Origin of the sequence: Phenylobacterium sp. (assembly GCF_041919955.1) — a bacterium.
GTDB lineage: Bacteria > Pseudomonadota > Alphaproteobacteria > Caulobacterales > Caulobacteraceae > Phenylobacterium.
Window position 1 is genome coordinate 32,884 of sequence record NZ_JAYRSU010000017.1, and the last position, 12,234, is coordinate 45,117.

Consider the following 12,234-nt stretch of genomic DNA (forward strand, 5'->3'; position numbering starts at 1 on the left):
GGGAGAAGGCGCCCTCGCCCTACTCCGCGGCGTCGACCTTGATCACACCGCGGCGGATCTGGTCGAGCTCGATGGACTCGAACAGGGCTTGGAAGTTCCCGTTGCCGAAGCCTTCGTTGCCCTTGCGTTGGATGATCTCGAAGAAGATCGGGCCGAACAGGTTCTCAGTGAAGATCTGCAACAGGATGCCCTCGTCGCCGACGTTGCCGTCGATGAGGATGCGGTTCTTCTTCAAGCGTTCGAGGTCTTCGCCATGGCTCGGCACGCGCTTGTCGACCAGCTCGTAATAGGTCTCGATTGTGTCCTGAAGCTTGACGCCGCGGGCGCGCAGGCGCTCGACCGTGTCGTAGATATTCTCGGTCGTGAAGGCCAGGTGCTGGATGCCTTCGCCGTTGTATTCGCGAATGAATTCCTCGATCTGGGACTTGTCGTCCTGGCTCTCGTTCAGCGGGATGCGGATAGCTTTGTCGGGCGCGATCATCGCCTGGCTGAACAGACCGGTCGCCTGGCCCTTGATGTCGAAGTACTTCTGCTCCTCGAAGCCGAAGATCTGGTTGTAGAAACTCGACCAGGTGCGCATCTGGCCGCGCTTGACGTTGTGGGTGAGGTGGTCGAGCAGGTCGAGCCCCACGCCGTTAACGGCTTCGGCCTCGGCGGCGCCGGGGATCTGCTCCCAGCCATCATAGATCGTACCGGCGTCGCCGAAGCGGTCGACGAGATAGAGCAGCGAGCCGCCGATCCCTTCAAGCACATAGGCCTCCGGGAACGCGCTGGCGCCCGCGTCCGCCGCCTTGGCGCCGCGCGACAACGCCAGCTCGTAGGCCGCCTTGGCGTCGGCGACGCGGAAGGCCATGCCGTTGGCCGACGGGCCGTGGGCGGCGCGGAAGTCCGCGGCCTGGCCGGCGGTCTCCAGATTGACCAACAGATTGATCTTGCCCTGCTTGTAGCGGGTGATCGCCTTGGTCGGATGCTTGGCGTAGGCGGTGAAGCCGAGTTGCTCGATCAGCGCGGTCATCTTGGCCGCGTCGGGGCTGGTGAACTCGACGAACTCGAAACCGTCGAGGCCGATGGGGTTTTCCGGAGTCACGGTCATGTCAGGCGTCTCCTTTGAGGCAGGCGTCGAGCGCCTGCACGAATGGCTGGACGGTCGCAGGCGTGAAGCCGGCGATGTTGATGCGGCCCGAACCGACCATGTAGACGGCGTGGTCGCGGCGCATGGCCTCGACCTGGGCGGGGGAAAGCGGCAGCAGGCCGAACAGGCCGAACTGGTCGCGCAGCGGCTCCAGCCGCGGATCGGCTTCAGCTAGGGCCACGCGCATGGCGTTCAGCCGCAGGCGCATGGTCTCAAGCTCGGCGCGCCACTGGGCGGTCAGGCCCTCGGACTCCAGCACAATCCGCACTGCGGCCGCGCCGTGATCCGGCGGCATCGACCAGGCGCAGCGCGCCAGTTGCAGGATGTTCGAGGCGGCCACGTCCTGATAGCCGGCGGCGCGGACGTAGAGCGCGCCAGTGCGCTCGCGGTAGAGGCCGAAGTTCTTGTCGCAGGAATAGGCGACCAGCACGGTCGGACAGGCCTCGACCGTCATCCTGAGGCCGGCCGCGTCCTCGTCCAGACCAAGGCCCAGGCCCTGATAGGCGAGGTCGATCAGCGGAACCGCGCCGCGTGCAGCCAGCAGGGCCGTGACCTCGCCCCACTGGGAGAGCGACAAGTCGGCGCCAGTGGGGTTGTGACAGGCCCCGTGCAGCAGCACGAGGTCGCCCGCCTCGACTTTGGACAGGGTGTCCATCATGTCTTCGAAGCACAGGCGCTGGGTGACGGGATCGAAGTAGCGGAAGGTCTCGACGGTCAGGCCAGCTTTACGAAACAGCGGCCCGTGGATCGGCCACGAGGGGGCGCCCATCCAGATGCGGGCGCCGGCCGTTCCCGCCGCCGCCAATTCCGCCGCCATGCGCAGCGCGCCGGTGCCGCCGGGGGTCTGGACGCCGAAGAAGTCGCCGCCTTTCCCGGCGCCGAACACCACCGGACGCAGGCGCTCCAGATAGCCGATGTCGCCCTCCGGGCCGAGATAGGCCTTGGTGTCCTGAGTCTCGAGCAGGATCTGCTCTGCCGCCTTGATCGAGGCGAACACCGGTGTGGCGCCGGTCTCGTCGCGATAGACGCCGACGCCCAGGTCGAGCTTCTGGGCCCGCGGGTCGTCGCGATAGAGCTTGATCAGCGACAGCAGGGGATCGGGCGCCTGGGGCTGCAAGCCCGCGAACAGCGCACGCGTGGGGGTGGCCACGTCGGTCATTTCACGATCCTCCTCGAACTCGGAATGAATTTACGCCGGAACCGCGATATGCGGCTTTCAATATCGCGGCGTTTTGGCGATCATCTGGCGAAGCGTTTCGCAAGAAGGCTGGTTCGTGAAAGACGACAATCAACTCGACGAGATCGACCGCAAGCTGCTCCGCGCTCTGCAGCAGGACGCCTCCCTGAGTCACGCCGCCCTGGCCGAGCTGGTGGGCGCTTCCCCTGCGTCGTGCTGGCGACGGATCAAGGCGCTGGAGACTTCCGGCGTGCTGCGCGAGGCGGTGCGGCTGGTCGACGCCGAGAAGGTCGGGCGCGGCGTCAATGTCATGTGCCAGCTGCGCATGAAGTCCCACGCCGCCGGCCCCCGACAGGACTTCGAGGCCTTCCTGCGCGGCCGGCCCGAGGTCATGGAATGCCACGCCATGTCCGGCGAGTGGGACTATCTGATGCGCGTCGTCGTCTCGGACGTAGCCGGCTATGAGCGCTTCCTGATGGGCGTGGTGTTGAACCACCCCAACGTCGCCACCGCCGCCTCGCACTTCGCGCTCAACCAGGTGAAGTACACGACCGCCATGCCGGTCTGAGGCCGCTTGACCTTCCCGCCCTCCACCCGCCAAAGCTGCGCCTGACAAGGTTGCGCCAGGAGGGCCCGTGAACCCGTTTCCCGACGACATCTTCACCGAACCGGAGAACGTCGATCCCGACGGCCTGGCGAACCTTGGCCCGCTGCGGCGTCTGGCCGGCGTGTGGGAAGGCCGCAAGGGCCAGGACGTCAATCCGAAGGCCGACGGCCCCGAACGGCGCGAGTATGTCGAGCGCATCGAGATGACGCCGATCGATCCGCAGGCGAACGGCCCGCAGTTGCTCTATGGCTTGCGCTACCATGTGCGGATCATCGCTGTCGGCGAGGAAACCACCTTCCACGACCAGGTTGGCTACTGGCTGTGGGAGCCGGCCACGGGCCTGGTGATGCAGAGCCTGGCGATCCCGCGTGGCCAGACCGCGCTGGCGGGCGGCGCTGCGACCGACACCGGCCTGAAGGTCAGCGCCAGGCGCGGCGAAACCGAGTACGGCATCAGCTCGACCGCCTTCCTGGAGCACGCCTTCCGGACCGACTCCTACACGCTGGAGATCACCTTCCACGACGACGGCAGCTGGAGCTACGTGTCCGACACGATGCTCGCGGTCCGCGGCCAGGAGGGCCTGTTCCAGCACCGCGACCGCAACACCCTGACCAAGGTGGCCGAGCCGCGCGGCAATCCGCTGATGCGGCGCGAGGACGGGCTGGACCTCTAGTTCGTCCTGCGGCGGGCGCCTGTCTGCGGCGCGGAGGAAACGGCATGAGGTTGCAGCGACGGTCCGCGCTCGCGGCGCTGGTCGCTTTCGCCGCCGCGTCTGCGGGACCTATGGCGGCCAGGGAGAAGACGGCGATGTTCGGACTGATCGGCGAGATGAAGGCCAAGCCCGGCCAGCGCGAAGCCCTGATCTCCATCCTGCTGGAGGGGATCAACGAGATGCCCGGCTGCCTCAGCTACGTGGTCGCCCGCGATCCCGCCTCCGAGACTTCGATCTGGATCACTGAGGTGTGGGACAGCCAGGCCAGCCACGAACGCTCGCTGAAGCTGCCGGCCGTGCGCGACGCGATCAACCGGGCCATGCCGCTGATCGAAGGGTTCGGCCAGTCGATCACCACCGAGCCGGTGGGCGGCGCGTCCCTGCCCGCCTGATCCGGCTTCGTCTTCCGCCCGGCGGACTTGAGCGCACGAGGCGTGCGCTGCCGCGTGCGACACCGCAAGGGACGGCTCTCCACGGAGCCCGAACATGCGCCTCTTCCTTGTCCCGATTACTCTCGCCGCCCTGCTGCTGGCCGGCGCGCCCGCGCTGGCCCAGGGCCTGCCGACCGACCGCAATGCGCCGGCCTACCTGCTCGATTATTGGCGCGGCCATGCGGCGGGATCGACCTTGGGGATCGACGCCTCCGAGACCTCGCCTGGCTACTCTGCGGACGCCCCCACGCTCTACGTCCACAACATCTACGGGGCGAAGATCCCGCCGGCTCAGGCGGAGCTGCTCAAGCGCCGCCTGATGGTCGCCTACCAGGCCCTGATGGCCCAGCCGTCGCTGGCCGACATCCATGGGTCCAGCCTGCAGGTCGCGATCAATATCGCGCGCACCCCGACCGACGGCGAACCGGTGATCAACGCCAGCCTGACCTTTATCGCCAAGCCGATCATCCGCGGCGATCCGAAGACCTTCGCTCTCAAAGGCCGCTACGTGACGCCGGGCGGCGAAGGACCGGTGCTGGAGGTCATGCTGAATCCCTATGGCTATGTCGCCGGCTCCAACCTGCGGCCGGGCCCGATCGCCGGTCGGGCCATGGCGCTCAACGCCGGCACGACCATCGGCCTGCTCGTCACCGACGCGCCTGCCGGACCGTGGGACGGAAAGGCGAGCGCAGACGCCTTCGCCGCCGACGAGTCCTGGATCGGGCGGCCCGGCGTGCATCCGCTGTTGGTGCGCGTCGCCGGCTCGCGCCAACACCACGAGGAGATCGGCCGCGGCCGCACCCCGCCGACCGATGGCCTCGCCCGGCTGATCGCCGCGGCCTACATGGTCGACTGGCAAGCCGTGCAGGCGCAGATGGCGACGCTCAGATGAAGTCCGCGCGCCCCTTGATCGCCCCATAGGCCTCGAGCGCACGACTCCGCGCCGTAGCATGATCGATGATCGGAAGCGGATAGTCGACGCCCAGCCGCACGGCGGCGTCGGCAAGGTCCAACGGCCGGGCGGTCCAAGGCGCATGGATGAGCCTGGCGGGCAGACGCGCCAGTTCGGGAACCCAGCGACGCACATAATCGCCGTCTGGATCGAACTTCTCGCCCTGGGTCACCGGGTTGAAGATACGGAAGTAGGGCGAGGCGTCGGCTCCGGAACCGGCCACCCACTGCCAGCTCGCGGCGTTGTTGGCGAGATCGGCGTCGACCAGCGTGTCCCAGAACCAGTCCTCGCCCGTCCGCCAGTGAACCAGCAGATCCTTGATCAGGAACGAGGCGACGATCATCCGCACACGGTTGTGCATCCAGCCGGTCGTCCAGAGCTGGCGCATGCCGGCGTCAACGATCGGATAGCCTGTGCGCCCCGTCCGCCAGGCGGCCACTCCCGCCGCGTCGTCGCTCCACGGGAAGGCCGCGAACTCGGGCCGCAGCGGCGCCTCGGGCAAGGTCGGCGCGTGGAACAGCAGGTGGTGCGAGAACTCACGCCAAGCGATCTCGGACAGGAAGGTCTCGACCCCGCCGGACATGGCTTCTCCGGTTTGCGCCAGCGCCGCCGCCGTGACGGCGCGCCAAATCTGGCGAGGGCCGATCTCGCCGAAGTGCAGGTGGGGCGAGAGCCGAGAGGTTCCGTCCACTGCCGGCAGATTGCGGCGGTCGGCGTAGAAGGGCGCGTCGGCGCCGGCGAAGGCGCCAAGCCGCTCGCCCGCGCCGGCCTCGCCGGGCGTCCAGGCCCCCCGCAGGCCGCCCGCCCAGTCCGGCCGCGTCGGAAGCAGCCCCCAGTCCTCCAACCGCTCCGAAGCCGGCTGGATTTCCGGCGCAGGAATGCGCTCGGGGGCGGCGGCGGCGGACGGCAGCTCCAGGCCGCTCCTCAAGGCCCGCCAGAACGGGGTAAAGACGCGATAGGGCTCCCCCTTGCCGTTCATCACCTCCCAGGGCTCCCGCAAGAGGCCGGCATTGAAAGACGCAGCCTTGAGCCCCTGTCCTTTTAGGTCGGCCTTCAGACGCTCGTCGCGGACGACGGCCCAAGGCTCGTAGCGGCGGTTCCACATGACGGCTTGGGCGCCCAGCTCGGCCGCCAGCCGTGGGATCGCCGTCTGGGCTCGGCCGCGGGCCAGGATAAGCTCGCCGCCTCGGCGGGCGATGTCGGCGCCCAGGGCGGCCAGCGAATGGTGCAGCCACCACCGGGAGGCGCCGCCCGGCGCCCAGACCCCGGCGTCCTCGTCGTCAAGCACGAAGACAGGGACCACCGGACGCCGCTCGGCGAGGGCGGCGGTCAAGGCCGGGTTGTCGGCTAGGCGCAGATCGCCGCGAAACCAGAGGAGTGTCGTCACGCGCGCATTTGCAGCGCACCGCGCAGAGCGCGCAAGCTCTACACAACTCCTGTCGCCTCGTGCTTACAGCCACGGACTAGCCAGAACCCGCGGCCGGCGGCACAACCGGCGAATGGAGAACGCCCACGACATCGACTCCGGGCCGGCGGCGCGTATCCTGGCGGCTGGGCGCGAGCGACTGGCCGCCGGGGGCTTCCGCGACCTGACCCTACGCCCGCTGGCCGAGGCGAGCGGCGCCACCATCGCCGCCCTCACGTATCACTTCGGCGCCAAAGGACAGCTGATCGAGCGGCTGGTGAGCGCCGAACGCATGGCGGACGAGGCGGCGCACCAGGCGTTCGCCGCACGCTTCGCGGGTCTGGAGCGTCTGGAGCCCGCCGCCCTCGCTGCAATCCTCGAGGCCTATCTGGACGATGCGGTCGCGCGGCGGGTGACGAGCCTTATCTGGTGCGAACTGGTGCTGGCGGCGGGCGTGGACGAGGAGGCCCGGGTGCTCGTCGGCCCCTGGATCGCCGCCCGCAGCGACTTTTGGCGCGCCTTCTTTGCGGGCCGGATGGATGAGGCCGATCATTGGTGGCGCGCGGCCTTCGGCTATGTGACCGACGAGACCGTGCACAGCCTGGCCCAGGGCGACCTGCCCGACTATCGCCTGCTGCGTCGCATGACGCTGGAACGGCTGGCCGGCCGTGGACGCTCACTCGGACTGTCGGAGAGAAGCTTTTTCGAACAAGTCGTCTGTCGGATGGACCCCGCTTTGGCCCTGCCCAGCGCCAGTTCGGGCGACCCATTCAGCGAAAAGGCCCAGGCGATCGCCCTGGCGGCCGGCGAGGTGATCGTCGCTGACGGCGCACAGGCCGTGACCCACCGCGCGGTCGGCGAGCGCGCCAACGTGCCCGCCTCCTCGGTCGCCTATCATTTCAGAACACGGCTGGACGTGGTGCGAGCGGGCCTGACGGTCGTCTATCGCGTCGCCCAGGGCCGCCTCACGCCGCGCCAAGCGCGCGGGGATCTGGAAGTCTTCGTCGCTCGCGGCACCGTCTCGGTCGCCCTGGCCGCGGCGCGGGAAGCGGAGCTCGTCCCCTACGCCGTCGACCTGCGGCGACTGCGGGGCGAGAATCTGCGGCGGCGCCTCAACGAACGGCTGGGCGTCTCGCTGGATCTCGCCGCGGCGCAGGCGGTCTCCATCGCAAGACTGGGCGCCATCCTGCTTTCCCAGGCGCAGGGCGAGCCGGCGAACGCCAGCGACCTCGTCGAATGGCTGGTCGAAGCCGCCGCTCAGAACTGAACATTTGTACTGCGAACACTCGTGTGCGGCGAATTTTCGTCGCGAAAAATTCGCACAACTGTTTTTCCGCGACCATGAACTCTCCTCTAGAAGGCGCCCGTCCGAGCCAGAGGGGATATAAAAATGTTCAGAAACGCGCTTGCACGCCGCCATACGCTGCGCGCACTGCTTGTCGCCGGGATCAGCGCCGCCGCCGCTGAACAAGCGTACGCCGAGGCCGCCGACGCGCCGGCCGATCCGCTGGCCGTCGAGGAGGTGATCGTCACCGCCCAGAAGCGCGAGCAGAAGCTAAAGGACGTGCCGATCTCCATCGCCGCTTTCGGCGCGGCTGCGATTGAGCAGCAGAACTTCACCGACTTCGAGCGCCTCTCGACCCGCACCCCGGGCTTCTTCGTCCAGCAGCAGACTGACTCCTCAGCCAGCTTCGTTATGCGCGGTATCGAGGCCGGCAACGCCGGCGCGGTCTCCGAGCCCAGCATTTCGTTCTTCCTGAACGATGTGGACACCAGCCGCTCGCGTGGGATGCTCAAGGAACTGTTCGACATCGAGCGCGTGGAAGTGGCCAAGGGCCCGCAGGGCACGCTCTACGGCCGCGGCTCGCAGATCGGCGCGGTGGCGGTGGTCACCCGCCGCCCGAACCTGTCGCGCACGGAATGGTCGGCGGAAGGCCAGATCGGCTCGTACAACCTCTACAGCCTGACCGGCGTTGTGAACGCCCCGATCGTCGAGGACGAACTGGGCGTGCGCATCGCAGTCCGCCGTCGCGAGCGCGAGGGCTACATGACCAATATCGGCGGCGGCAAGAAGCTGAACGACGACGACCTGTGGGCCGCCCGCGCCTCGTTGCGCTGGGCGCCGAGCGAGAATCTCACCTTCGACGTCATCCTCGACCACCAGGCCGACAACGATGGCGCGGCAGCCACCAAGGCGATCAACGTCGCCTCGCCTGGCGGCGACACCGACTGGTTTTCGGATGCCGGCCAGAACCGTTACGACCCGCCCCAGCGCCGCCGCCAGACCGGCGCGACCCTGCTGGCCGACTGGGATTTCGCCGACGGCTGGAACCTCAAGTCGATCGGCGCCTGGCGGGAGGTGGACTTCGCAGAAAGCTGGGACGTCGACGGGACGACCTACGAGTTCCTGATCGGTCGCAACCTGGCCGACGACCAGGGTATCCTCAGCCAAGAGTTCCGCCTGGCCTACGACCGGGGCGGCGCCTTCCGCGCGGTCGGCGGCGTCAGCTTCTACAAGGACAAGACGCTCAACGTCTCCGAGTTCGTGGTCAACGAGCAGCACCTGCTGGCCGGCTTTCCCAAACGCACGACGCCGATGACACAATTCCCCGTGCCGGGCACGAGCATCCTGCTGCCGGTGACCAAAGGCGTCTCGACGCTGTCCTCCACCCGCAACAACCGCGAGAGCTGGTCGGCCTATCTGAACGGCAGCTACGACATGACGCCGCGCATCGTCGTCGACGCCGGCGTTCGTTTCACCCACGACGAGGCGACCGTGCGCAACGCCTCGCTCGTCACCACCGTCGACGGCGTGAAGCCGATCGCCCTGCCCAGCGGCCTGTCCAACTCGCTCGGCCAGGAGTTCTCCAACAGCCGCGACTACGACATGATCCAGCCGCGGATCGCCGTCACCTACCGCCTCACCGACCAGGTGAACGTTTATGCCGGCGCCTCGCGCGGCCTGAAGGCCGGCTATCCGCAGACGACCTTCGCCGCCCCGGTGAACGGCCAGGCCCGCCCTACCTTCGGTGAGGTGAAGACCGAGGAGGTCGTGAACTACGAGATCGGCGCGAAGGGAACGCTGATGGATCGCCTCTACTTCGAGGCCTCGGCGTTCAAGTACGACTACAACGACTTCCAGACCCGAGCGGTGGACTTGACGGTCGGCGTGGTCAACGCCGGCAAGGCCTCGGCCTGGGGCGTGGAGTTGAACGGAGGCCTGAAGGTTACGCCGGAGCTGACCCTGTCGGGCGCCTATGCCTACCTGCACAGCCAGTACGACGAGTTCCGCGAAGTGGTCGGCGGGCAGCTCGTCGACCGCTCGGGCAATGTCTTCCGCATGGCGCCCGAGCACACCGCCTCGATCAGCGCCGACTACCGCCGCCCGCTGTTCGGAAACTGGGACGGCTTCGTGAACGCCAATTGCGCCTGGCGCTCGAAGTACTTCCTGAACAACGACAACCTCGACAGCGAGATGCAGAAGGCCTTCGGCCTCGTCGACCTGCGCCTGGGCGCCCAGAGCGCCGACGGCGTGTTGGTGGAAGCCTACGCAGAAAACCTGCTGGATCAGGACTGGGTCCGCGACGTCGGCAACGGCGGCAAGTTCTTCGGCGTGCCGACCTCGATCCGCGCCAACCCGCGCATGGTCGGCCTGCGCGTCCGCATCGCCCGCTGATGGGAGAGGACACCTTGCGCATGACCGCCCTTCTCGCCCTCGCCTTCGCCGGCGCAGCCTCCAGCGCCCTGGCCGCGAATGACGATCTGAAGATCAATCAGATCCAGGTCGTCGGCACCCACAACAGCTACAGCCAGCCGGCCGACCCGCGGGTGTTCGCGGTAATGACCCCGCTGCTCAAGCCGATGCTGGACGGCATGACGAAAATGATGCCGCCGGCCATGGCCGCCCGCTTCGCCGACGAGCATCCGAACCCGCTGGCCGCCGATCTCAAGGCCGGCCTCGAATACGTGCATCCGCCGGTCGAGATGCAGTTGCGCGCGGGCCTGCGCAGCCTGGAGTTCGATCTCAACGTCGATCATGAAGGCGGCCGCTTCTCCGATCCCCTCGCCTACCGCCTGCTGCGGGAAAAGGGCGCCAAGGACCTGGCGCCGCTCTATACCGAGGCGCTGAAGGAGCCGGGCTTGAAGACCCTGCACATGGCCGACGTCGACTTCCGCAGCAGTTGCCCGACATTCCGGCTGTGCCTGCAGCAGATGCGCGTCTGGTCAGACGCCAATCCGGGCCACTCCCCGCTGTTCGTTCTGCTGGAGCCGAAGTTCGGCGGGCTGGGCGCGGTCGTCCCGAACGCGACCCAAGTCCTGCCCTTCGACGCCAAGGCCTTTGCCGAACTGGACGCCTCCATCGGCGAGATCATCGGGCGCGACAAGGTCGTCGCGCCCGACGACGTCCGCGGCAAGCACCCGACCCTGGAAGAGGCGGCCCTGGCCGGCGCCTGGCCGACCGTGCGCCAGGCGCGAGGCAAGTTCGTCTTCCTGATGATCGTTCCCGGGATGAACCTCGCCGCGTTCAAGCCCTATCTCGACGACCATCCGAACCTCGAAGGCCGCATGGCCTTCGTCCAGGGCGAGCCGGGCATGGCCCATGGGGCCTTCGCCATGGTCGACAACGCCCTGACCAACCGGGCGAAGATCGAGGAGCTGGTGAAGAGCGGCCGCATCGTGCGCTCGCGCGCCGACATCGACACTTACGAGGCCCGGCAGAACGATGTTGCGCGCCGCGAGGCGACGCTGGCCAGCGGCGCCCAGATCGTCTCGACCGACTATCCCTGGGCGCCGAACATCTTCGGCAACGATTATGCGGTGAGGCCGTTCAAGGACGGCTTCCGCTGCAATCCACTCAACGCCGGGGCCTGCAAATAGTCCCGTCACCGTCCGGCTCGCCCTGCTGGGCGGTCCGTGGGCGCCATCCGTTCGCCATCCCCGAGGACGATGGCGCCCACAAGCGACGCGCTAGCCGACCTTAAGCAGCACCCCGGTGGCGTCGTCGTGGGTCTTGCCACGATCAAAGCGCTCGCAGTCCGGGTCGCCGCGTTCGATCTCGCGCAGTTCCGCCATCAGGTCCGAAAGGCCGCGGGACGCCGCGGCATCCATCAGGCTGTCATCGTCATAACGGCCGAACACCTCGACCAGGCGATAGAAGCCGTCCGACATCAGCAGGAGCTCGCCCTTGACCTGCAACTCGAGCAGCAGGGTCTGGACGTGCGGTGCTCCCGCGCCGGAGAGGTCGACGATCCAATAGCCGTCGGGATGGTTCATCAGCGCACGCTGGCCGCGCAGCAGATCCATCACCGCGTCTCGCGCCTGGGCGCGGGTCTTGCCCACCGCCCGATGCGCAGCCAGGGCGGCGGTGAACTCCGCCTCCAGCCTCGTCACTCCCGAACTGCCGAACCGGCCGGCAGAACCGCCGTCTGCGCGCCACAGCAGCGCACAATCGCCCAGGTTGGAAAGTTCGATCCCGTGCTCTACGCGCCGCGCGGCGACGAAGCTGGCTGACGGGAGATGGGAAGGGGGGATCGCGTCGAGATCGCAGAGCCCGCTCGCCTTCTCGGCCACAGCTCCAATGGCGCGGGTCAGAACTGCGCTCGCGTCGGAGTCGGGATCGTGCGTCTGCACCATGGCCAGGCTGATTTCGCGGGCCAGCCATGCAGCGTCGGAGTCTGCGGAAAGTCGCTGCTCAGGCCAGACGCCCGTCGCGCCGTCCAGCACCCAGACGGCGTCGTCGACGGCGCCCCAGGCGTCCTCGTTCAGGACCGCGCCAGGGGCGCTCAAGGCGTCGATTACGCGCAGCACAGGCGTCTCC

The 12,234-nt window shown here is 68.0% G+C and carries 11 protein-coding genes; 7 read left to right on the forward strand and 4 right to left on the reverse strand.

Annotated features, from left to right (window positions below):
• Positions 1-19 precede the first annotated feature (19 nt).
• Together hppD and ACE3T2_RS14600 are read right to left on the reverse strand one after the other, a co-directional pair.
• Positions 20-1,093, reverse strand: coding sequence for a 4-hydroxyphenylpyruvate dioxygenase (hppD, locus tag ACE3T2_RS14595; RefSeq protein WP_374658598.1), 1,074 nt, complete (start codon positions 1,091-1,093; stop codon positions 20-22).
• A 1-nt stretch (position 1,094) separates the two neighbouring features.
• The gene (locus tag ACE3T2_RS14600; protein ID WP_374658600.1) at positions 1,095-2,291 is read right to left on the reverse strand and encodes an amino acid aminotransferase; all 1,197 of its coding nucleotides are present in this window, start codon (positions 2,289-2,291) and stop codon (positions 1,095-1,097) included.
• 115 nt (positions 2,292-2,406) lie between these two features.
• On the opposite strand from ACE3T2_RS14600, the gene ACE3T2_RS14605 reads away from it, so the two are divergent.
• The 4 genes from ACE3T2_RS14605 to ACE3T2_RS14620 all read left to right on the forward strand — a co-directional run bounded on the left by ACE3T2_RS14605 (position 2,407) and on the right by ACE3T2_RS14620 (position 4,951).
• A complete protein-coding gene (locus ACE3T2_RS14605) occupies positions 2,407-2,877 on the forward strand; it encodes an Lrp/AsnC family transcriptional regulator (RefSeq protein WP_374658602.1) in 471 nt (156 codons plus the stop codon).
• Between the two features lie 67 nt (positions 2,878-2,944).
• Positions 2,945-3,589 (forward strand): FABP family protein, encoded by a 645-nt coding sequence (locus ACE3T2_RS14610; RefSeq protein ID WP_374658604.1) that lies wholly within the window; start codon positions 2,945-2,947, stop codon positions 3,587-3,589.
• Positions 3,590-3,723: 134 nt separating this feature from the next.
• A complete protein-coding gene (locus ACE3T2_RS14615) occupies positions 3,724-4,020 on the forward strand; it encodes a putative quinol monooxygenase (protein ID WP_374658606.1) in 297 nt (98 codons plus the stop codon).
• A 94-nt stretch (positions 4,021-4,114) separates the two neighbouring features.
• Positions 4,115-4,951: a hypothetical protein gene (locus tag ACE3T2_RS14620; protein ID WP_374658608.1), complete on the forward strand. Its 837-nt coding sequence runs from the start codon at positions 4,115-4,117 to the stop codon at positions 4,949-4,951.
• On the opposite strand, the gene ACE3T2_RS14625 is transcribed toward ACE3T2_RS14620, so the two are convergent.
• Positions 4,944-6,398, reverse strand: coding sequence for a deoxyribodipyrimidine photo-lyase (locus ACE3T2_RS14625; RefSeq protein ID WP_374658610.1), 1,455 nt, complete (start codon positions 6,396-6,398; stop codon positions 4,944-4,946). The genes ACE3T2_RS14620 and ACE3T2_RS14625 overlap by 8 nt on opposite strands.
• Before the next feature lie 112 nt (positions 6,399-6,510).
• On the opposite strand from ACE3T2_RS14625, the gene ACE3T2_RS14630 reads away from it, so the two are divergent.
• The 3 genes from ACE3T2_RS14630 to ACE3T2_RS14640 all read left to right on the forward strand — a co-directional run bounded on the left by ACE3T2_RS14630 (position 6,511) and on the right by ACE3T2_RS14640 (position 11,294).
• Positions 6,511-7,683 carry a TetR family transcriptional regulator gene (locus tag ACE3T2_RS14630; RefSeq protein ID WP_374658612.1) on the forward strand — a complete coding sequence of 391 codons (1,173 nt, stop codon included), beginning with the start codon at positions 6,511-6,513 and terminating at the stop codon, positions 7,681-7,683.
• A 123-nt stretch (positions 7,684-7,806) separates the two neighbouring features.
• Positions 7,807-10,092, forward strand: coding sequence for a TonB-dependent receptor (locus ACE3T2_RS14635; RefSeq protein WP_374658614.1), 2,286 nt, complete (start codon positions 7,807-7,809; stop codon positions 10,090-10,092).
• Between the two features lie 20 nt (positions 10,093-10,112).
• On the forward strand, positions 10,113-11,294 hold the full coding sequence (locus tag ACE3T2_RS14640) for a Ca2+-dependent phosphoinositide-specific phospholipase C (protein ID WP_374658616.1): 1,182 nt from the start codon (positions 10,113-10,115) through the stop codon (positions 11,292-11,294).
• A gap of 90 nt (positions 11,295-11,384) precedes the next feature.
• Here ACE3T2_RS14640 and ACE3T2_RS14645 read toward each other — a convergent pair whose 3' ends face one another.
• Positions 11,385-12,224: a hypothetical protein gene (locus ACE3T2_RS14645; protein WP_374658618.1), complete on the reverse strand. Its 840-nt coding sequence runs from the start codon at positions 12,222-12,224 to the stop codon at positions 11,385-11,387.
• Positions 12,225-12,234: the final 10 nt, after the last annotated feature.